The 20,692-nt window shown below is 62.7% G+C and carries 23 protein-coding genes; 8 read left to right on the forward strand and 15 right to left on the reverse strand.

Features of this window, described 5'->3' with window-relative positions; translation table 11 throughout:
- Window positions 1–22 precede the first annotated feature (22 nt).
- Together EHW12_RS10140 and EHW12_RS10145 are read right to left on the reverse strand one after the other, a co-directional pair.
- On the reverse strand, window positions 23–799 hold the full coding sequence (locus tag EHW12_RS10140; RefSeq protein ID WP_081305326.1) for a TIM barrel protein: 777 nt from the start codon (window positions 797–799) through the stop codon (window positions 23–25).
- Window positions 796–1,821, reverse strand: a complete 1,026-nt coding sequence (locus tag EHW12_RS10145; protein WP_083057754.1) for a Gfo/Idh/MocA family oxidoreductase — start codon at window positions 1,819–1,821, stop codon at window positions 796–798. Before EHW12_RS10145 ends, EHW12_RS10140 begins: the two co-directional genes overlap by 4 nt.
- A 115-nt stretch (window positions 1,822–1,936) precedes the next feature.
- Here EHW12_RS10145 and EHW12_RS10150 point away from each other — a divergent pair, with 115 nt between their 5' ends.
- The 4 genes from EHW12_RS10150 (at window position 1,937) to EHW12_RS10165 (ending at window position 6,038) form a co-directional block, all read left to right on the forward strand.
- A complete protein-coding gene (locus tag EHW12_RS10150; RefSeq protein WP_042923509.1) occupies window positions 1,937–2,938 on the forward strand; it encodes a LacI family DNA-binding transcriptional regulator in 1,002 nt (333 codons plus the stop codon).
- Between the two features lie 160 nt (window positions 2,939–3,098).
- A complete protein-coding gene (locus tag EHW12_RS10155) occupies window positions 3,099–4,100 on the forward strand; it encodes a substrate-binding domain-containing protein (RefSeq protein WP_007727338.1) in 1,002 nt (333 codons plus the stop codon).
- A 63-nt stretch (window positions 4,101–4,163) separates the two neighbouring features.
- Entirely contained in the window at window positions 4,164–5,222 is a 1,059-nt protein-coding gene (locus tag EHW12_RS10160; protein WP_003940759.1) for an ABC transporter permease, read from the forward strand.
- A gap of 3 nt (window positions 5,223–5,225) precedes the next feature.
- Complete coding sequence (locus EHW12_RS10165) at window positions 5,226–6,038, forward strand: ATP-binding cassette domain-containing protein (protein WP_007727336.1); 813 nt, start codon at window positions 5,226–5,228, stop codon at window positions 6,036–6,038.
- 58 nt (window positions 6,039–6,096) lie between these two features.
- Here the strand turns inward: EHW12_RS10165 and EHW12_RS10170 are convergent, their stop codons facing one another.
- The 4 genes from EHW12_RS10170 to EHW12_RS10185 are packed head-to-tail and all read right to left on the reverse strand — an operon-like array spanning window position 6,097 to window position 9,789.
- Window positions 6,097–7,098 carry a Gfo/Idh/MocA family oxidoreductase gene (locus EHW12_RS10170; RefSeq protein WP_125050562.1) on the reverse strand — a complete coding sequence of 334 codons (1,002 nt, stop codon included), beginning with the start codon at window positions 7,096–7,098 and terminating at the stop codon, window positions 6,097–6,099.
- Entirely contained in the window at window positions 7,095–7,961 is an 867-nt protein-coding gene (locus EHW12_RS10175; RefSeq protein ID WP_125050563.1) for a TIM barrel protein, read from the reverse strand. Before EHW12_RS10175 ends, EHW12_RS10170 begins: the two co-directional genes overlap by 4 nt.
- Complete coding sequence (locus EHW12_RS10180) at window positions 7,958–8,998, reverse strand: Gfo/Idh/MocA family oxidoreductase (RefSeq protein ID WP_125050564.1); 1,041 nt, start codon at window positions 8,996–8,998, stop codon at window positions 7,958–7,960. Before EHW12_RS10180 ends, EHW12_RS10175 begins: the two co-directional genes overlap by 4 nt.
- Window positions 8,998–9,789 carry an SDR family oxidoreductase gene (locus tag EHW12_RS10185; protein ID WP_003940964.1) on the reverse strand — a complete coding sequence of 264 codons (792 nt, stop codon included), beginning with the start codon at window positions 9,787–9,789 and terminating at the stop codon, window positions 8,998–9,000. Before EHW12_RS10185 ends, EHW12_RS10180 begins: the two co-directional genes overlap by 1 nt.
- 75 nt (window positions 9,790–9,864) lie before the next feature.
- On the opposite strand from EHW12_RS10185, the gene EHW12_RS10190 reads away from it, so the two are divergent.
- Window positions 9,865–10,887, forward strand: coding sequence for a LacI family DNA-binding transcriptional regulator (locus EHW12_RS10190; protein ID WP_065455149.1), 1,023 nt, complete (start codon window positions 9,865–9,867; stop codon window positions 10,885–10,887).
- 58 nt (window positions 10,888–10,945) lie between these two features.
- On the opposite strand, the gene EHW12_RS10195 is transcribed toward EHW12_RS10190, so the two are convergent.
- Genes EHW12_RS10195 through sdhC form a run of 4 tightly spaced genes read right to left on the reverse strand, consistent with a single transcriptional unit; the run spans window position 10,946 to window position 14,341 of the window.
- A complete protein-coding gene (locus tag EHW12_RS10195; protein ID WP_003940925.1) occupies window positions 10,946–11,713 on the reverse strand; it encodes a succinate dehydrogenase iron-sulfur subunit in 768 nt (255 codons plus the stop codon).
- Window positions 11,713–13,464, reverse strand: a complete 1,752-nt coding sequence (gene sdhA, locus EHW12_RS10200) for a succinate dehydrogenase flavoprotein subunit (protein WP_003941011.1) — start codon at window positions 13,462–13,464, stop codon at window positions 11,713–11,715. The genes EHW12_RS10195 and sdhA overlap by 1 nt, the downstream gene beginning before the upstream one ends.
- Window positions 13,465–13,479: 15 nt before the next feature.
- On the reverse strand, window positions 13,480–13,935 hold the full coding sequence (locus EHW12_RS10205) for a succinate dehydrogenase hydrophobic membrane anchor subunit (protein ID WP_003940699.1): 456 nt from the start codon (window positions 13,933–13,935) through the stop codon (window positions 13,480–13,482).
- Window position 13,936: 1 nt separating this feature from the next.
- Complete coding sequence (gene sdhC, locus EHW12_RS10210; protein WP_020969155.1) at window positions 13,937–14,341, reverse strand: succinate dehydrogenase, cytochrome b556 subunit; 405 nt, start codon at window positions 14,339–14,341, stop codon at window positions 13,937–13,939.
- A gap of 253 nt (window positions 14,342–14,594) precedes the next feature.
- Here sdhC and EHW12_RS10215 point away from each other — a divergent pair, with 253 nt between their 5' ends.
- Genes EHW12_RS10215 through EHW12_RS10225 form a run of 3 tightly spaced genes read left to right on the forward strand, consistent with a single transcriptional unit; the run spans window position 14,595 to window position 17,382 of the window.
- Window positions 14,595–14,999 (forward strand): cytidine deaminase, encoded by a 405-nt coding sequence (locus EHW12_RS10215; protein ID WP_007727326.1) that lies wholly within the window; start codon window positions 14,595–14,597, stop codon window positions 14,997–14,999.
- Window positions 14,992–16,287: a thymidine phosphorylase gene (locus tag EHW12_RS10220; RefSeq protein WP_003940738.1), complete on the forward strand. Its 1,296-nt coding sequence runs from the start codon at window positions 14,992–14,994 to the stop codon at window positions 16,285–16,287. The genes EHW12_RS10215 and EHW12_RS10220 overlap by 8 nt, the downstream gene beginning before the upstream one ends.
- Before the next feature lie 9 nt (window positions 16,288–16,296).
- A complete protein-coding gene (locus EHW12_RS10225; RefSeq protein ID WP_007727325.1) occupies window positions 16,297–17,382 on the forward strand; it encodes an adenosine deaminase in 1,086 nt (361 codons plus the stop codon).
- Window positions 17,383–17,397: 15 nt separating this feature from the next.
- On the opposite strand, the gene EHW12_RS10230 is transcribed toward EHW12_RS10225, so the two are convergent.
- From EHW12_RS10230 to EHW12_RS10250, 5 genes are read right to left on the reverse strand one after another with little or no spacing between them, the layout of a single operon-like run.
- Window positions 17,398–18,636, reverse strand: coding sequence for a hypothetical protein (locus EHW12_RS10230; protein ID WP_003940713.1), 1,239 nt, complete (start codon window positions 18,634–18,636; stop codon window positions 17,398–17,400).
- Between the two features lie 47 nt (window positions 18,637–18,683).
- Complete coding sequence (locus EHW12_RS10235) at window positions 18,684–18,983, reverse strand: YbaB/EbfC family nucleoid-associated protein (RefSeq protein ID WP_007727324.1); 300 nt, start codon at window positions 18,981–18,983, stop codon at window positions 18,684–18,686.
- Window positions 18,980–19,321, reverse strand: coding sequence for a hypothetical protein (locus EHW12_RS10240; protein WP_050654874.1), 342 nt, complete (start codon window positions 19,319–19,321; stop codon window positions 18,980–18,982). Before EHW12_RS10240 ends, EHW12_RS10235 begins: the two co-directional genes overlap by 4 nt.
- Before the next feature lie 9 nt (window positions 19,322–19,330).
- Complete coding sequence (locus tag EHW12_RS10245) at window positions 19,331–20,323, reverse strand: C40 family peptidase (RefSeq protein WP_125050565.1); 993 nt, start codon at window positions 20,321–20,323, stop codon at window positions 19,331–19,333.
- Window positions 20,320–20,634: a type VII secretion target gene (locus EHW12_RS10250; protein WP_007727320.1), complete on the reverse strand. Its 315-nt coding sequence runs from the start codon at window positions 20,632–20,634 to the stop codon at window positions 20,320–20,322. The genes EHW12_RS10245 and EHW12_RS10250 overlap by 4 nt, the downstream gene beginning before the upstream one ends.
- Window positions 20,635–20,692 lie beyond the last annotated feature (58 nt).

A 20,692-nucleotide genomic window follows, 5' to 3' on the forward strand; every position in this document is an offset into this window, starting at 1 on the left:
GGATCACGTTCCTGGGTGAGAGCTAGAGAGTGAAGGCGTTCCGGAAAGCAGTGAGTGCGGTGTCACTGTTTCCGGATGCCCAGCCCTCCAATCCGATCGTGCCGGTGTAACCCTGCTCGGCGAGAACGCGTGCGATGGCTGGGTAGTTGATCTCGCCGGTTCCGGGTTCGCATCGGCCGGGTACGTCGGCCACCTGAATCTCCCCGATGTTGTCACCACAACGCCGCACGAGTTCGATGAGGTTTCCTTCGCCGATCTGTGCGTGGTAGAGGTCGAGCATCATCTTGAGATTGGGGTGTGAGACGGATTCCACCAGTGCCAGAGTGTCTTTGGCTCGGGCCATCGGTACGCCAGGGTGATCGACGATCGTATTGAGATTCTCGAGGCAGAAGACGACTCCGGCGTCTTCACCCAGTCGCGCGATCTTCTCGAGAGCGCGTTGCGCCGTCAGCCACATCGCTCCTGTAGTTCGATACTGCGGGCGCGCGGCCTGTCCGTCGATCAGCTCGCCGGTATGGAAGTTCAGCCGAGGAACGCCGAGTTTCGCTGCCGGCGCGAGGCATAGCGTCGCTGTACGTACGAGTTCGGCGCTGCCCGCTTCGTCGAACAAATCGCCGTGAAGATAGCCGGTCATCGAGGAGAACCGAGCCCCGGTGGCGACCAGAGCATCGAGGTCCTTGTCTTGCCAACTCCAGATCTCGGCTGCGAACCCCGCCTCCGAGATCCGCCGAATGCGTTCGACGACAGGGAGTTCGGTGAACGTCATCTCGGCAGAGACCGCCAAATCGAAGGGGCTCACTGCGGCACCGACAGCAGCGATACGGGCAGTCCGGTTTCCACGGATTCTTTTGCAGCCAGTGCGATTTCCAGGGCGTTGCGAGCATCGAGACCGTCGACCGACGGCGCGCTGCCGGAGCGGATGCAGTCTGCGAAGTGCGCCAGCTGGGCAACATAGGCGTCGTGAAACAGTTCGATGTTCACCCGAGGTGTGTCGGCCAGAACGCCCGGTGAGCTGTAATGACGCATCGCGGTCCGCGTGACCTCGCCTGCACTCACCATTCCACCGGAACCGAAAACCTCGCCGCGAACGTCGTAACCGTAGATGGCCTGGAAGTTGGCCTCGGCCGACGCGAAGGCGCCGTTGTCGAACCGCAACTGAACCATCGACGTATCGAGGTACCCCTGCTCCTTGTACTGCGGATGGACGAGAGCATCGGCCTGCGCGAACACCTCGACGACGCGTGCCCCCGGGTTGAGCCAGAGCAGGGCGTCGAAGTCGTGAATCAGTGTCTCGTTGAAGATGGTCCACGGCTTGACTCGGGAGGCGACGTCGGCGGTGATTCCCGGATCGCGAGTCAGAGAGCGAAGTAGCTGCGGTGTCCCGATCCCACCGGAGGTGATCACGTCGTGTGCCGCGGCGAAGTCGGCGGCGAAGCGCCGGTTGAAACCGACCTGCAGCGCAACATTGTTCGCGGCGCATGCGCCGATTGCGCGATCGGCGTCCTCGAGCGTCAATGCCATCGGCTTTTCGCAGAAGACATGCTTGCCTGCCTCCGCTGCTGCTACCACGAGATCGGTGTGAGTTGATGCGGGCGTACTGATGAGCACCGCTTCGACGGTCGGATCGGCAATCAGCTCAAGGGCGTCGGTGTACGCGCGGGCGTCGGGACTGACACGTTCGATCAACGACGCCGCAGCGCCGGGCGCAGGATCGGCGACGGCGACGAGACGGGTGCCGGGGATACGCAGCGCGACGGACTCGCCGTGGAAACGGCCGATCCATCCAGCGCCGATCAGACCGACTGCAACAGAGGCAGACATGGGGGCTCCGTTCGGAGTGAGGATGAGGAACTAGATCGTTCTAGTCGTGTCAGTAAAGCGCTGGTTGCCTCGTGCGTCAACGTTTCGGCGTGTATTCGCTGGAACGATCTAGTCTGTGGAGGTGAACAGTCGACGCCCCACCTTGCAAGACGTAGCAGACCTGGCCGGTGTGTCACGCGCACTGGTGTCCATCGTCATTCGCGATGTCCCGGGTGCCAGCGATGCGACGCGGGTACGGGTCAAGGCGGCCGCGGACGAACTCGGCTATCGACCCGACAACGCGGCGCGACTGCTGCGCCAGCATCGCAGCCGCCTGATCGGTGTCAGTTATGTTGCCGCGCAAACCTTTCACGCGGAGCTGCTCGACGAGATCTACGACGCAGCCGAACGCTTGCGCTACGACGTCGTTCTCAGCGCCGTTTCGGACCGCAGGCCTGGCTCGCGCGCCGTGCGCACCCTGCTCGACGACCGATGCGAGGCGATCTTGCTGTTGGGTTCGCAGGCGCCGGAATCGGAGATTGTCGACCTGGCGGCCAAGGTTCCCGTCGTCGTGCTCGCCCGGAAGATGCCCTCAGCACATGTGGACGTTGTCCGCACGGACGACGAGGCGGGCGCCGTGATGGCCGTGAATCATCTCGTCGGACTCGGGCACCGCTCGATCGTCCACGTCGACGGCGGACGCGGTCCGGGTGCCCAGGAGAGGCGTCAGGGCTACCGGAAGGCCATGCGGGCGACCGGTCTGGAATCGCGGATCCTTCCCGGCGGTCTCACGGAGGCGTTCGGGGCAGGCGCCGCGCGGTCGATGGTCGAAGAAGGGCTTCCCAGTGCGGTCTTCGCTTTCAACGATCGTTGCGCGCTCGGAGTCCTGGACGTCTTCTTGCGTGCGGGAGTCTCGGTGCCCGGCGACGTCTCCGTGATCGGATTCGACAACAGTGCATTGGCAGGTTTGGCGCACATCGATCTGACCAGTGTCGGGCAGGACACGGCGTTTCTGGGTGGCGCCGCGGTGGAGCGAATCTCCGAACGTCTCGACGCCGGAAGTGGACTCTTGGGCAGGGACATAGTCGCGCAACCACAACTTGTAGTTCGAGGTTCAACTGCACCCGCAGGGCATTGACCTGCAGTTTCGACTTCAATCAGATTGTTCGGTCTTTGATAAGCAGTCCTAATGTCAGAACAAACTATTGACATTCGACTGTGACGGGTATTACATCTTTCACATACAACCGAGCACCATCCGTTCGCGGGCCGTTGGTTGATGTCGAGAGGGAGTTCACATGTCGTTTCTCACGGGACGCAAGAGCGTTGCCGTACTGGCCGGAGCCTCAGTCGTGGTCTTGGGTCTGGCCGCCTGTTCCAGCACCGGCGGTAAGCCGGATTCTTCCGGATCCGGAATGGGCGCGGGTACGGCGGACACGCCCCGCGCCACCATTGCGATGATCACCCACGAAGTGCCCGGTGACACGTTCTGGGATCTGGTGCGCAAGGGTGCCGAAACCGCAGCGGCCAAGGACAACATCGAACTTCGGTACTCCGCCGATCCCGAGGCGCCGAATCAGGCCAACTTGGTTCAGAGTGCGATCGACAGCAAGGTCGACGGGATCGCCGTCACCCTCGCGAAGCCCGACGCCATGGTTGCCGCGGTCCAAAGTGCCACCGCCGCGGGCATTCCGGTGGTCGCCCTCAACTCGGGCCTCGAAACCTGGAAGGACATGGGCGTCAAGGAGTACTTCGGTCAGGACGAGTCGATTGCCGGTGAAGCTGCCGGCGAGCGACTCAACACCGAAGGTGCCACCAAGGTGCTGTGCGTGATTCAGGAGCAGGGCAACGTGAGCCTCGAATCACGGTGCGCCGGTGTGAAGAAGTCGTTCAAGGGAACGACGGAGATTCTCAACGTCAACGGCAAGGACATGCCGTCGGTGGAGTCGACCATCACCGCGAAACTTCAACAGGACCCGGCAATCGATCGAGTTCTCGCGCTCGGTGCGCCGTTCGCATTGACGTCCGTGACGTCGGTCGGCAATGCGGGCAGCAAGGCTAAGGTCGTCACCTTCGACACCAACGCGGCGCTCGTCGACGCCATCAAATCCGGTGACGTGCAGTGGGCAGTGGACCAGCAACCCTTCCTGCAGGGCTACCTCGCCATCGATTCGCTGTGGCTTTACCTCAACAACGGCAACGTGATCGGTGGTGGCTTGCCCACCCTGACCGGACCCGCGTTCATCGACAACACCAACATCGACTCGGTCGCCGAGTACGCCAAGAACGGAACTCGCTGATCCGGGCGCACGGAGGGCTGAGAGTCCGCCCTCCGTGCGCCTGTCCAGCACGGAAGGGAAATCATGTCCACTCAGGCAGATCTCGACCTTGCCGCCCATAAAGTCGTGACCGATGAACGGGTGAAGGAGCAAAAGCGCATTCAGCGTCTGCTGCTCCGCCCGGAGATGGGTTCACTTGTCGGCGCCATCGCCATCTTCATCTTCTTCTGTATCGTCGCGGCACCGTTCCGTACGCCGGAAGCGCTTGCGACAGTGCTCTACTCCAGCTCCACGATCGGCATCATGGCTTGCGCGGTCGCCCTGCTCATGATCGGCGGCGAGTTCGACCTCTCCGCCGGCGTCGCAGTCACCACGTCCTCGCTCGCCGCGTCGATGATCGCCTACAACCTGCACCTCAACCTGTGGGTGGGCGCGATTCTGGCGCTGGTCGTCTCGCTCGCCGTCGGATTCTTCAACGGCTACCTCGTCATGAAGACGAAGATTCCCAGCTTCCTCATCACCTTGAGTTCTTTCCTCATGTTGACCGGTATCAACCTGGCCGTCACCAAGCTCGTGAGTGGTCAGGTGGCCACACCCAGCGTCTCCGACATGGCTGGATTCGATTCCGCCAAAAAGGTATTCGCGTCGTCGTTCTCGGTCTTCGGGGTGTCCGTCAAGATCACGGTCGTGTGGTGGCTGCTGTTCACCGCGATTGCAACATTTGTTTTGTTCAAGACCAAGATCGGCAACTGGATCTTCGCGGTCGGCGGCAATCAGGACAGTGCCCGCGCGATCGGTGTGCCGGTGACCGCAGTCAAGATCGGCTTGTTCATGACCGTCGGCTTTGCTGCCTGGTTCGTGGGCATGCATCTGCTGTTCTCGTTCAACACCGTTCAGTCCGGTCAGGGTGTTGGTAACGAGTTCCTGTACATCATCGCCGCAGTCATCGGCGGTTGCCTGCTCACCGGTGGTTACGGAACCGCGATCGGCGCTGCGATCGGTGCATTCATCTTCGGTATGACCAACCAGGGCATCGTCTACGCAGGCTGGAACCCGGACTGGTTCAAGTTCTTCCTCGGCGCCATGCTGCTCTTCGCGGTCATCGCCAACAACGCATTCCGCAACTACGCTGCGAAAAGGTGACACATGAGTACCACAGCTGAAGTTCCCGCTCTCTCGAACTCGGGCGGCAACGTGCCACTGATCGAGCTCAAGGACGTCGGTAAGCAATACGGAAACATCATCGCGCTCAAGGGAATCAACCTGCGCGTCGGTGCGGGTGAAGTAACAGGCGTGCTCGGTGACAACGGCGCAGGCAAGTCCACGCTGATCAAGATCATCGCCGGTCTGCACCAACAGAGCGAAGGTGAACTACTCGTCGACGGTGAACCGACAACGTTCCACTCGCCGAAAGAAGCTCTCGGCAAAGGCATCGCGACGGTCTATCAGGACCTCGCCGTCGTTGCGTTGATGCCGGTGTGGCGCAACTTCTTCCTCGGGCAGGAACTGCGCAAGGGTGGTCTGATTAAGTCGCTCGACGCCAACGCCATGCGCGCGACGACTCTTTCGGAACTGTCGAAGATGGGCATCGAACTACCTGACGTCGACGCACCGATCGGTAGTCTCTCGGGCGGTCAGCGTCAGTGTGTTGCCATCGCCCGCGCCATCTTCTTCGGCGCGCGCGTGCTGATTCTCGACGAGCCGACAGCAGCGCTCGGCGTCAAGCAGTCGGGAATGGTATTGCGCTACATCACCGCTGCCAAGGAACAGGGATTCGGCGTCATCTTCATCACGCACAATCCGCACCACGCGTACATGGTCGGCGATCACTTCGTGCTCCTCAACCGAGGCAGGCAGAAGCTTGACGCCAAGTACGACGACATCTCACTCGAAGAACTGACCAAGGAGATGGCGGGCGGTGACGAGCTCGAGACGCTGACCCACGAGCTTCGCCGCTAGATCAAAACCTCGCGACTACAGCCTCGGTTCGAATCGAACCGAGGCTGTAGTCGTTTCGTCACAGGATGGTCGTCGGCCGAACCCCGAGGCCGGAATGCATGTACGCCTCGTCGATCATCGTCATGTTGGCTACCGCGTCGCCCGGCCCGATCGGCAGCGCCGAGACCCCGGACAGATGATCGGCGAACGCTTCGAGTTGACAGGTGTACGACGACTTCGTGCCCAGATGCTCGACGCTCGTGCGCCCACCGGCCGTGACGGAGACACGGTCGTCGATGTCCGGCTGCAGGAAGTTGTGTACCAGGACGTCTCCTTCAGTGCCGAATACTCGGAAGGTGAAGTGATACCGCTCGTCCAACATCGTGGTCACCACGGATGCCGTGGCGCCGCTGGGGTATTCGAGTTCGATGTCGAACCACGAATCGACCCCCGGAGCGTATTCCTCGTGGCGGGTCCCGGTCACCACTGGCGCACCGCCACAGACGTCACTCAGCGTCCGGGAAGCATGTAACCCGTAGCAGCCCAGGTCCATCAGTGACCCGCCTGCCAATGCGAGCTCCCACCGCGGGTCGTTCTCGGATGGTGTGGGCATCCGCAGTACGGTTTCCACCCGAGTGACCGCGCCGACTGTGCCGCTCCGAACCACATCCAGCAGGCGCCGGTTCACCGGATGAAAGAGGTAGTGGAACCCCTCGAGCAGCGTCACTCCGCTCACGCGCGCTGCCTCGGCTACAGCACGCGCTTCCACCGCGTTGCTCGAAAACGGTTTCTCAGTCAGCACGTGCTTGCCGGCCCGAACGGCGGCGAGATTCCACGGTCCGTGCAGGCTGTTGGGCAGCGCGTTGTAGACGACGTCCACCTCCGGATCCGAGATCAGCTCGGCGTACGAACCGACCACCCGTTCGATCCCATGCTGGGCCGCATAGGCTCTGGCCCGCTCGGGGTCGCGTGCGGCAACGGCCACCAGGCGGTGCCCGGTGGCCGTTGCAGGTTTGATCATCGCGTTCTCGGCGATGCGTGAGGCTCCCAGAATGCCTATCCGCAGCGGGGTAGGTGTCACAGAACCGACCGCAGATACTCGACGCTCGCTCGCACATCGCGCACCGGTCCCTCGTCCGACGGCGCTTCGGCCAGAATGGTGTCCTGCTCGAGCACGTACCACCCGTCGAAACCGTGGCGCTGCAATATGGCTGTGACACCGGCGATGTCGACGTCGCCGCCACCGAGTGGACGGTACATTCCCGCCTTCACGCCGTCGGTGTAGGTGAGCTCACCACTGCGAACGCGTGATGCGAGGGCATCGTCGACGTCCTTGAGATGCACGTGGGTGATGCGCTCGGGAGCCTGACGCGCCAGGTCGACCGGATCGGTGCCGCCGATCAACAGGTGGCCGGTGTCCAGGCACAGGGGGATGGCCGAGCCGTCGAGCACTCGCAGGACCTCGTCGCGCTGCTCGATCATCGTTCCGACGTGAGGGTGGACAACTGCCCTGATTCCGCGCTCGGCCGCGGCGTCGGTGAGGCGATCGAGATTGTGTAGCAGGGTTTTCCAACTCTGCTCGTCCAATTCCGGACGTGAATCGTAGCCGTCGGAACCCGTCGCGGCGGCCAGGACCAAAACTTCGGCACCCGAGGCGACGAAACCATCGAGGATGGGGGAGATGCCGGGAACCGGATCATGATCGCGATCATGCAGCAGTACCGGTGCGAACCCGCCGACTGCGCTCAGATCGTGATCCGCGAGCACCTTGGCCATTTCGGCGGGTGCAGTCGGCAGAAAGCCCTCCGGTCCGATTTCCGTTGCCGCCAGACCGACTTCGCGCATTTCCCGGAGGACTTGCGCAGGGTCGAGCTGGTAACCCCAGCCCGGGACTTCGCACAAGCCCCAGGAGATCGGTGCGCCGGCGATGCGAGGAGTGCTCATGTGTGTGCCTCATTCTTGTCGTGAAGGAACAGATCTTTGACTTCGGTGATCGTGACGGGCCGACCCTCGCGCAGAGAGTGCGTTGCAGCTTCGGAGATCCAGGCCGACTCGACCGCATCTGCGGGCGTGCACGGTGATTCCCGACGCCCGGCGACAACGCCGAGGAATGCTTCGAGTTCCGCACGGTAGGCGGACGTGAAGCGGTCCATGAAGAACGTGTACGGCTCCTTCGAGGGGAACGATGTTTCGGGGTCGAGAGAGCGGAGTGGCAAGCGGTCGTCCAGCCCGGCAACGACGGAGTCCGCCGAGCCGAGTACCTCGAGTCGGCAGTCGTAGCCGCGGCCGTTGTAGCGGGTATTCGACACGACCGCGATGGTTCCGCCTTCGAAAGTGAGAACCGTTGCGGCGGTGTCGACGTCACCGGCATCGGCGATCCCGCGATCACCCTGATTCGAGCCGGTGGCAAAAACAGTGGTGACTTCGCGGCCGCTGATCCACCGTACGATGTCGAAGTCGTGGATCGAGCAGTCGCGGAAGATGCCGCCTGAGTGTTCGATGTACGAGATCGGCGGGGGAGCGGGGTCGAGGGTGGTCGATCGGAGAGTGTGGATCCAACCGAGTTCTCCAGATCGAACCGCGTCGTACGCCGCCACAAATGACGGGTCGAATCGGCGCTGAAATCCGATCTGGACTGGTACCGACGTCTGCTCGGCAGTCGCGAGTACACGAACGGAGGATTCGATGGAGTCGGCTACCGGCTTTTCGCAGAACGTCGGGATGTCTAGGCGAACAGCGGCTTCGATCAATTCGGCATGTGAACTCGACGGCGCGGCGATCAGAACGCCGTCGATGCCTGACGCTAGAAGCGCGTCGGGATCGGCAGCGGACTCCACGTCGAGTTCGCTTGCCACGTCCGAGGTTCGACGTGCGTCGACATCGGTGACAATCAGTGCGTCGACGCCGTCCATCGTCAGCAGGTTTCGGGCGTGGTAGCTGCCGATTCGTCCGAGCCCGATGACTCCGATGCGAGCGCCCATCAGTCCAGCCCTCCGAAGACGTTCTGGTCCCAGTCGATGATCGAACCCGTCACGACTCCGCTGCGATCGGAGAGCAGGAAGACGACGAAGTCGGCGATTTCGTCGACCTGTCCGAGCTTGCCCATGGGGAGGGTGCTGCCCGCGCGTTCCTGCCAGTCGTCACCAGCGTCGTGAAAAGCTCTCTGCGTGAGGTCTTCACCCTCGGTCTGTGTCCACCCGATGTCGAGACCGTTGATCCGGATACGATCCCAGCGATGCGCATGGGCCGCGTTGCGGGTCAGCCCCGCCAGCCCGGCCTTCGCTGCCACGTACGGCGCGAGATACGGCTGCCCGCCGAGTTCGGACGTGGAGATGATGTTGACGATGGACCCGGGGACCGCACGCTCGCGCATGTCTTTGACTGCTGCCTGCATCGTGAAGAACGGACCGCGAAGGTTCACCGCGATGTGCTGGTCGAAGAGTTCTTCGGTGGTGTCGAGCAGCGTTCCGCGTGAAGTGAGCCCGGCGGAATTGACCAGAGCATCCACGCGGCCGAAGTGAGAGATCGTCTCGGCCACGCTGTCGAGCGCGGAATCCGTTTGTGCCACATCGGCTTCGATGAAGTGAGTTCCCGGAAGTTCTGTCTCGAGAGCCTTTCCGACGTCCGGGCGTCGGCCGGTGAAAGCCACCTGAGCGCCCTCACGGACTGCGGCGCGTACGATTCCGGCGCCGACGCCTTGCGAGCCGCCACTGACCAGTAAGACGGTGTCGGCCAGGAGTGCGGGCCTGGTTACGCCCGGCGTAGAAGTCATGGGTTTAGTCTGGCTGTGACGAAGACCTCGAGCAACAGCAAAAAACCATCAAATATCCATCATCGTGAGGTAGTTGTGGCGCATCGATTCAAAGTACGGGAGATCGCTCAGCAGTCGGGCCTGAGTGAGGCCACCGTCGACCGGGTGCTCAACGACCGTCCTGGAGTTCGCGACGGCACACGATCGGAGGTTCGCCAGGCGATCACGGACCTGGAACGTCAACGCTCGCAACTGAAACTGGTCGGTCGCACGTTCATCGTCGACGTCGTGTTGCAAACTCCTGCAAGGTTTTCCGACGCCGTCCGTGACGCGCTCGAGGCCGAACTGCCCACCCTTGCACCCGCTGTTGTTCGTTCTCGGTTTCACTTTCGTGAAACCGGTTCGGTAGAAGCGATGACGTCGACGCTCGACAAGATTCGCCGGCGCGGCTCCCACGGAGTCATCGTCAAGGCTCCCGACACTCCGGAAGTCGTGGCGGCGATCGACCGGTTGGTGGCGGCAAGGATTCCGGTCGTCACGTTGGTGACCGACGTTGCCGGCAGCAGGCGAGCCGCCTATATCGGCATCGACAACCGAGCCGCCGGAGCCACCGCCGCGTACTTGATAGATCAGTGGCTGGGGGATCGGGAAGGAAACGTGCTTGTCAGCATGAGCAGCGGGTTCTTCCGCGGAGAGGAAGAACGGGAGATGGGATTTCGCTCCGCCATGCGAGTCGCGGCTCCGCATCGACGGTTGATCGACATTCCGAACAGTGACGGTCTGGATCAGACGAGTAGGAAACTGGTGCGAGCGGCACTCGAATCCGATCCGCAGATCCGTGCCGTGTATTCGATCGGTGGTGGCAACCTGGCCACTGTCGACGCGTTCGAAGAACTGAACCGGGAGTGCAGTGTCTTCATCGCCCACGATCTCGACGGTGACAATCGAAAGTTGCTGGGGGAGAGGCGAATATCGGCGGTGCTCCACCACGATCTGCGTGCGGATGTTCGCACTGCCTGTCAGGTGGTCATGAAGGAACACGGCGCCATGGGCGCTCACTTCGGCTTTACGACGTCACCGGTTCAAGTCGTGACACCGCTCAACATGCCCCCGACATAGCTGTGCGCGGTCAAGGAGTCCGGAGACTCCCTAACCGCGCACAGGGCCGAAGGCCTGACTATCGAGCGAAGAGCAGTGCTCGCTTGACTTCCTGAATAGCCTTTGTCACCTGGATGCCGCGGGGGCACGCGTCGGTGCAGTTGAACGTGGTGCGGCAACGCCACACGCCGTCCTTGTCGTTCAGGATGTCGAGACGCTCGGAAGCGGCCTCGTCACGGCTGTCGAAGATGAACCGGTGTGCGTTCACGATGGCAGCGGGACCGAAGTAGCTGCCGTCGCTCCAGTACACGGGGCACGACGTGGTGCAGCATGCGCAGAGGATGCACTTGGTGGTGTCGTCGAAACGAGCACGGTCGTGCTGGCTCTGGATGCGCTCACGAGTGGGCTCGTTGCCACTGGTGATGAGGAACGGCTTCACGGCGCGGAATGCGTCGAAGAAGGGCTCCATGTCGACAACCAGGTCCTTCTCGACGGGCAGGCCCTTGATGGGCTCGACCGTGATGGTGACCGGCTTGCCGTCCTTGGGCAGCATGTCCTTCATCAGCAGCTTGCAGGCCAGACGGTTCACACCGTTGATCCGCATGGCGTCCGATCCACAGACACCGTGTGCGCAGCTGCGACGGAACGTGAGGGTGCCGTCGAGGTAACCCTTTACGTACAGCAGCAGGTTGAGCAGACGGTCGGTGGGCAGTGCCGGGACCTGGAAACTGTCCCAGTGCTGGCCCTCGCCCGATTCGGGATTCATCCGCGCGATCTTGAGAGTGACCATGACGGCCCCCTCGGGAACAGCGGGGAGTTTGGGTGCATCTACAGCAGGCGCAGACATCAGTACTTACGCTCCATCGGCTCGTAGCGGGTCTGGATCACCGGCTTGTAGTCCAGACGGATGTCGGAGAGCAGGCCGTCACCCTCCTTGTACGCCATCGTGTGCTTCATGTACTCGGCGTCGTTGCGATCCGGGAAGTCCTCGCGAGCGTGGCCGCCGCGCGATTCCTTGCGGTTGAGGGCGCCGACGACGGTGACCTCTGCCATTTCGAGGAGGAAGCCCAGCTCGATGGCCTCGAGCAGGTCGCTGTTGTAGCGCTTGCCCTTGTCCTGGACCGTGATGTGGTTGTAGCGCTCCTTGAGAGCACGCACATCCTTGAGAGCCTGGGTGAGGCGCTCTTCGGTGCGGAAGACGGAGGCGTTGTTGTCCATCGACTGCTGCAGCTCGGTGCGGATGTCCGCAACGCGCTCGTGGCCGTGATCGGACAGGATGACGCCGACCCAGTCTTCGACCATCGCGGCCGGGGTTTCCGGCATGTCGACGAACTCGGTGGAGTTCGCGTACTCGGCGGCAGCGATGCCGGCGCGACGGCCGAACACGTTGATGTCGAGGAGCGAGTTGGTACCGAGACGGTTTGCACCGTGTACGGAGACACAGGCGCATTCGCCGGCCGCGTACAGACCCTTCACGATCTCGTCGTTGTTGCGCAGCACCTCACCGTTGATCTTGGTGGGGATACCGCCCATGACGTAGTGGCACGTCGGGTAGACGGGCACGGGCTCCTTGACGGGGTCCACGCCGAGGTAGGTGCGCGAGAACTCCATGATGTCGGGGAGCTTCTCGTCGAGAACTTCCTCGGGGATGTGCGTCACGTCGATGTAGACGTAGTCCTTGTTCGGGCCGGCGCCGCGGCCTTCGAGAACCTCGAGGACCATCGAACGCGCCACGATGTCACGAGGAGCGAGGTCCTTGATGGTGGGTGCGTAACGCTCCATGAAGCGTTCACCGTCGGCATTACGGAGAATGCCACCTTCACCGCGGACGGCTTCCGAGATCAGGATGCCGAGACCGGCGAGTCCTGTCGGGTGGAACTGGTGGAACTCCATGTCCTCGAGGGGCAGGCCCTTGCGGAAGATGATGCCCATGCCGTCACCGGTGAGGGTGTGCGCGTTGGACGTCGTCTTGTACATGCGTCCCGAGCCGCCGGTCGCGAAGACGATCGACTTGGCGTGGAAGATGTGCAGCTCGCCGGTCGAGAGCTCGTAGCAGATGACACCGGTGGCAACCGGGCCGTCCTCGGTCTCGGTGATGGCGATGTCGAGCGCGTAGAACTCGTTGAAGAACTCGACGTCGTGCTTGACGCAGTTCTGGTAGAGCGTCTGCAGGATCATGTGACCGGTGCGGTCGGCGGCGTAACACGCACGGCGGACGGGTGCCTTGCCGTGGTCGCGTGTGTGGCCACCGAATCGACGCTGGTCGATCTTGCCTTCGGGCGTGCGGTTGAACGGCAGACCCATCTTCTCGAGGTCGAGCACCGCATCGATGGCCTCCTTGGCCATGATCTCGACGGCGTCCTGGTCGGCGAGGTAGTCGCCGCCCTTGACGGTGTCGAAGGTGTGCCACTCCCAGTTGTCTTCCTCCACGTTCGCCAGTGCGGCACACATGCCGCCCTGGGCCGCGCCGGTGTGGCTGCGGGTGGGGTAGAGCTTGGTCAGTACGGCCGTGCGGGCACGGGGGCCAGCTTCGATTGCCGCACGCATGCCTGCGCCACCGGCGCCGACGATGACCACGTCATAACGATGTTCCTGCATGAAGTCTGTGCTCCCCTAGCTCGCCGAGATATTGGGGTCGAAGGTGAAGATGACGTACGTGCCCAGGCCCATGATCAGGATCATCGAGAGAACGAGGATCGTGGTCAGCCAGAAGCGCGTGGAGTCCTTGCGGGAGTAGTCCGCGATGACCGTGCGCAGACCGTTACCGCCGTGCAGCTGTGCGAGCCACAACATCGTCAGATCCCAGAACTGCCAGAACGGGCTGGACCAGCGACCTGCGACGAACGCGAAGTTCAGACGGTGAACGCCACCGTCGAGCATCAGCATGATGAACATGTGGCCCAGGACCAGAACGATCAGGGCGACGCCGGAGAAGCGCATGAAGAGCCATGCGTACAACTCGAAGTTGTTCCGAGCCTTCGCGCGCGGGGACCGCGGGTTGTCCAGGCTTGCGGGACGGTCGTATGAGGTGCCCAGGCTCTTGGCTTCGGGTCCGTGAGTAGTCGCCATGTCAGTGCTCCGCAAACATGTTGATGAGGATGCGTCCGGCGCCTGGGATCATCACCAGGAACCAGATCGTCAGAATGGTCCAGAGCATGACGCGCTGGTACTTCGGGCCCTTCGACCAGAAGTCCACCAACATCACGCGCACGCCGTTGAGGGCGTGGTAGAGGACTACGCCGACGAGGCCGATCTCCATGAGGCCGACGAGGGGGTTCTTGTACGTGTCGATGACGGCGTCGTACGTATCGGGATTGACCCGAACGAGTGCCGTATCGAGAACGTGTACGAATAGGAAGAAGAAAGTAGCGACGCCTGTGATCCGGTGTAGAACCCAGGACCACATTCCGGGGTCGCCCCGGTAAAGCGACCTCGTGCGCTCCTTCTGAGGAGCGGCTTCAGTCGTAGTACTCATCGAGTGCTGTGCCTCCAACGTCATTGGTGGACGCGTCGAGCCTGCAGAGAGCTTCGATGTACCTCAGCCCGGGCTCGACGGGATCCTGAACCGACTTGACTCAGACTCTAAACCTATGTGAAACCGGGAACTAATCAGATGCGGGATTCGTACGCGTACCAAACTCTTTGTAAGGTTTGCCTTTCCAATCTCCCCGAGACGGTTTCGGCGTGGTTTCTGCATCCATTCAGTCGGCGTGATTGGATAACGAACCATGGGTGACATCGACTGGAAGTTGTTGCGGCACAACGCGCAAGTGGTCATGCGGCACGCCTATGCGCCGTACTCGGGGTACGCGGTGGGTGCAGCGGCCCTGGTAGACGATGGTCGGATCGTCTCAGGATGCAATGTGGAAAATGTCTCATACGGTTTGAGCCTGTGCGCCGAATGTGGACTCGTCGGTAACTTGGCCGCCACCGGGGGTGGCCGGCTGATTGCCTTCACGTGCTGTGACGCGAAGGGCTCGATTCTGATGCCGTGCGGCCGGTGCAGACAGCTTCTCCTCGAGCACGGCGGGGGTGAGATGCTTGTCGACACGAGCAGTGGGTTCAAGCCGCTGAGCGAGCTGTTGCCTGATGCTTTCGGGCCGGAACAAGCAGAGGGGCTCCGCCATGTTTGACGCAGTTTCCATCATCGGCGCCAAGCGTGACGGCCGCGAGCTGTCGGGAACCGAGATCGACTGGATAGTTCAGGCGTTCACACAGGGGATCGTCGGCGACGAGCAGATGTCGGCGCTCGCGATGGCGATCTACTTCCGCGGAATGTCGCGAGCAGAGACCGGCCGATGGACCGAGGCCATGATCGAATCCGGCGGGAGGATGGACTTTTCGGACTTGCCGCTGCCCACCGTCGACAAGCATTCGACCGGTGGAGTGGGGGACAAGATCACCCTTCCGCTTGCACCCCTCGTCGCTGCCTGTGGTCTTGCAGTCCCGCAGTTGTCGGGCCGCGGACTCGGCCACACCGGTGGAACTCTCGACAAGCTCGAGGCCATTCCAGGTTGGCGAGCCGAGCTCACGGCGACGGAGATGGTCGACATTCTCTCGGATCCGAAAATCGGCGCGGTGATCTGCGCTGCCGGAGCGAATCTGGCCCCCGCGGACAAGAAGCTCTACGCGCTGCGCGACGTGACCGGAACGGTGGAATCCATTCCGCTGATCGCAAGTTCGATCATGAGCAAGAAGATTGCCGAGGGAACCGGCGCCCTGGTGCTCGACGTCAAGGTCGGTTCCGGAGCGTTCATGAAGGACCTCGGCGACGCGCGAGAGTTGGCACGTACGATGGTCGAGCTTGGCAACGACGCCGGCGTGCGTACAAGCGCTCTCATCACCGGGATGGACACCCCGCTCGGATTGACGGCGGGCAACGCCCTCGAGGTACGTGAATCCGTCGAGGTGCTGGCAGGCGGCGGGCCGTCGGACGTCGTCGAGCTGACCCTGGTCCTGGCTCGGGAGATGCTGTCCGCGGCTGGGATCGACGGTATCGACCCCGCCGACAAACTGGCCGACGGCACGGCAATGGACCGGTGGCGCGCGATGATCGCCGCACAAGGTGGGGACCCACACGCGACGCTGCCGGTGGCCCGGCACAGCGACGTCGTCACCGCGGACCGAGACGGCGTACTGACCCGACTCGACGCCATGGCGGTGGGCATCGCGGCCTGGAAACTGGGAGCCGGACGCGAACGGCAGGGCGAAGCCGTTCAGGCCGGTGCCGGCATCGAGATGCATGCAAAGCCTGGCGACGTGGTCCGTGCCGGGCAGAAGCTGATGACATTGCACACCGACACTCCCGAGAGATTTGATGCAGCGCGACGAAGCCTCGGCGGTGGATGGTCGATCGGGACCGATTCCGACACCGTTTCGCGACCGTTGCTCATCGAGCGAATTGTGGGTGATTCGCGTTAGCGTTGGCGAATGAACGCACCGGAGTTGACCACGATCCGCAGCGCACCCAAAGTTCTTCTCCACGATCATCTCGACGGAGGACTCCGACCCGAGACCGTTCTCGAACTGGCCGAGCAATGTGGCTACGACGAGCTGCCGGCGAATACGGCATCCGAACTGGCGCAATGGTTCCGAACTGCCGCTGACAGTGGATCGCTCGAGCTCTACCTCGAAACGTTCGCGCACACAGTCGCCGTGATGCAGACCCCCGAAGGGCTCGCACGGGTGGCACGTGAGTGTGCCGAGGATCTGGCCGACGACAACGTCGTCTATGCCGAGATCCGTTTTGCGCCCGAGCAGCACCTGGAACAAGGCCTGAGTTTGGACGAGGTCGTCGAGCACGTTCTCGAAGGTTTCCGGGCCGGCGAATCCGCTGCCAGGGTCGCGGGACGGGAGATCCGCATCGGCTGTCTTCTCACGGCGATGAGGCATGCCGCGCGGTCGCGGGAGATCGCCGAACTCGCTGTGCGATTCCGGGACCGCGGGGTTGTCGGTTTCGACATCGCCGGCGCCGAGGCCGGAAACCCACCGAGCCGGCACCTCGACGCGTTCGAGTACATGCGTGACGCGAACGCCCACTTCACGATTCACGCGGGTGAGGCTTTCGGGTTGCCGTCGATCCACGAAGCCATCGCCTTCTGCGGAGCGGATCGGTTGGGCCACGGCGTGCGGATCGTTGACGACATCGACGTAGGCGTGCCAGGTGGGGCAGAGTTGGGTCGGCTCGCGAACTACGTCCGTGACATGCGCATTCCCCTGGAACTGTGCCCGAGTTCGAACGTGCAGACCGGAGCCGTAGCCGCCCTGGCGGACCATCCGTTCGGACTCTTGGCGGACTTGCGCTTCCGAGTGACCGTCAACACCGACAACAGGCTGATGAGCGACACCACCATGAGCCGGGAAATGGCCGCGTTGGTCGAGACCTTCGGTTACGGATGGACCGATCTCGAACGCTTCACCATCAACGCGATGAAGTCGGCCTTCATCCCGTTCGACGAGCGCCTCGCGTTGATCGACGACGTCATCAAGCCGGGCTACGCCGTGCTCATCGGCTAGATGACGTGCGCCCGACTACTCAGATCGAAGCCGGGCCTCGAACTCGCGCTCGAGTTCGCGCCAGGCCTCGGATTCCTTGGTGAACGGCGCACTCGGAGCCATCCGCGACGGATCGGGGTTGAGGAGGTACGAGACGTACCAACCCAGCTCGTTCGACGCGGACAGAGCCTCCTCGGTGGAGTCGTCGTCGGCGAAATCTGCTGCATCGGTGAACAATTCGACGGCGAGTTCCAGCTGCTCGGCATCTACGACGTCCGGGCCCTGGGCGAGGTCGTCGGCGATACCGGGCAGAACGTAGACGTTCTCGTCCGTGACCTCGATTTCGAGTGAACCGTCGACGGCCGCATTCTGAATTTCGCCGTACGTACTGACCTGCGAGAGATCGTGTTCGTGGTTGTCGGCGAGGTAGCGAGCGAGTGCGCGCTCGCTACGGAAGACGGTGATCAGTCCGTCCTTGCCGAGGAAGATCGCCTGATCTCCCATGTAGCAGCGCAGAGTGTAGAACGTCTCGGCCGAGGTGATGATGCGGATCGGGTCGACACCGACCTCGCCCCAGAAGGTCTCGACTTCGTCTTCGTCCTCTTCGAGGTCGTCTTCGTCGAATTCCTCGTCCTCGCCCTCCTCGGCGACATCGTCGGCGTCGACGGTGTTCTCGGCGGCAGCGAGCAGTTCAGCTTCGGCGACCGCCACAGCAGCTGCATCGACCTTCGGGGAGGTGACCACCTTGTCGATGGCGTCGAGAACGGCGTCCCAGTCCTTGACGATCGCAGCGCCGACCTGGTCCCACAGCTCCAGGCCTTCGCGGCCTTCGAAGGTGCCGGCGCCGGTGGCAAGCGCGCCGAGTACCGGATGGCCGCTGAAGAAGCGGATGACCGCGTCGAGTTCGCACACCTCACCGATGTTGCGAGCCATGTTCAGGGTGTCTTCGAGTTCCGAGACCACCAGTGCCTCAGGGTCACCTGCGGCCAGTTCCGGCACGCCGACGAAGTCGAACGTGAAGTTCTCTTCCGGTTCCAACTCGGCTGCCGACAGTCCGGAGACGACGGCCCACGCCGGATGCTCGACCAGGTCGTTGTCGGAGTCCGTTCGGATGAAGGCCGCGAGTTCCGCGACGGAGGAGAACCCGTAGAGGTCTTCCTCATGGCCGAGAAACGCTTCCCACTCGTCGTCGCCCTCGCGCCAGCGAGGTGCCCACAAAGTGACGAGGTCTCCGTCGGTGAGTCCGATTTCGATAGGGACGATGTCTCCAGCCATGGGCGGAAGCCTATCCACCGCAGCGCGAAAGGCATAGCGGGGGTTCGTCACGTTTGTTTCAGGGCTACTCGGAGCTCACTGACCAGTCGCTCGCGTTCGTCGTTGGACTGTTGAACTGCCTGGTGAATCGTGGCCACCGTCAATGCGGCCACCGTCTGAGAATTCATCGCGGTGATTGCGTCGGTGATCCGTAGGTCGACCAGAGCGCCCAGCCCGTCGACAGTCGCCGTGACTATCCCACCCTCGCTCGAGACGACTACCCGCAGAGCGCCGACCCCGTCGACGGCGTCCTGCAAGAGTCCCGTCCGGTGTTTCGCCAGCTCCATGATTCGATCAATCTCGCTCATATCGAACGCATCCAGCTCGACGGAAGGTTCTGGCCCTCGGCGGCGTCGACATCGGCCAGTTCGTCTCGGGTCGGGAGACCGAGCCGATCGAGGATCGCTGCCGGGACTCCGGTCTCCTCGAGCTCCACACGATGGCGGGCGCCGGCTTCGATTGCTGCATGTGAGCACAGCGTGAGTATCTGCTGCGCCAACCGCTGCCCGCCGTACCGCAGTTCGTCCTGGCTGATCCTCAGGTCCACGGGCACGGCGTGCTCCGTGGCGCGGACCGCGATGGTTCCGTTGCGGTTGACGGCTACGGCTGTGATGATCGGCGGTGATTCGCGCTTGTTCTCGGGCATGATTCCCTGTCATTCCGTCGGACGGTAGAAGCCGTGAAAGCCCATGCCGCTGTTCGTGGTTCGGATGGCGCTGATCTCGACAGGATCGCCGGCTTCGACCATCTGACCGTTGCCGATCACCATGGCGACGTGTCCGTCCCAGACCGCGAGGTCGCCCGGCATCAGATTGTTCTGATCGACCTGGTTCCCGATTCCCTGTTCCTGAGCCAACCTCGGAATATCGACTCCGGCCTGGCCGTACGCCCATTGAGTCAGACCACTGCAGTCCAGACCGACTCCGGGTGTCGTGCCTCCCCAGGCGTACGGGACACCCTGTTGAGTGAGCGCGTTGCGTACGGCAGCAGCGGCCTCGGCGTTCGGTGCGGTGGCAATCGAGCCGTCGGGAAGTTCGACCTCAACGCCACCGACGGAACCGGAACCACTTGCGGAACCGGAACCACTTGCGGAACCGGAACCACCCGCCGACTCGGAGACCCCAGGTGCGGGATCGGGTATCGGGACGGACGGGACGAGTGCGGACATCTTGTCGGTCGACCCGGCCAACTCACCGCGTACCCGCTCGATAACCAATACCGCGCGTCCGAGGTGCTCCAACGCGGCCGACAACAACATCAATTGGCCCGTCGGTGTCATCAGCGTCGGCCCGGCCTTGATCGCGAGTGTCAGAAAGGACTGGAGAATCTCACCGAGTTCGGTCATTCCCGCGTACACGGACGTTGTCGCTTCGTCCACGACGCCGGCGATGTCGGTCCCACGATCGGCGAGGTTTCGCGTCGACGTCTGCGTCTGCTCGGTTTTGGTCACCGCAGCGGTGAGTGCCGTGGACGAGCTCTGAGAGGACGCCAGTTCGCTCAGAGCAGCGCTTCCCAGTTGGTAGGCGATCTCGAGGGCGTCCGTGGCGATTCGGATGCCGACGTCAGGTCCATTTGTGCTGGGGACACCAGTCCCGACAGTGTCGACCAGGTCGATGATCGGTCGTGCGAGTGCGTCGACGTCGATCATGAGCGTGCGGCTTCAGCGAGAGTCCTTCGTACCGATTCCTCGGAGTCGAGATAGACGGCGTGAGCGTCGCGGGTGGCTGACTGGACGCTGGAGATCACAGCGGACAGTCGATCGATGTCGTCGATGTGCGCTTGCTGTGCTCGGCTCGCGACATCGACGAAGTCGCCGCCGATCAGCCCCAGCACAGTGGACAGAGCCAAGTGATCGCCACCCGCCGCGTCCTGTCGAGCTTGCGCGACGTTGTCGGCAACAGTGCCCAACCGCGTGGCGAACTCCGCGATGCTTTCAGTGTCCAGATCCAGATTTGTCAACTTGTCTTCCCCCCGTTGCGCTTACTCCTTCTTGGACGCCGCGCGGGGTGCTCCGGTT

The organism is Rhodococcus sp. NJ-530 (assembly GCF_003860625.1).
Taxonomy (GTDB): Bacteria; Actinomycetota; Actinomycetes; order Mycobacteriales; family Mycobacteriaceae; genus Rhodococcus_F; species Rhodococcus_F qingshengii.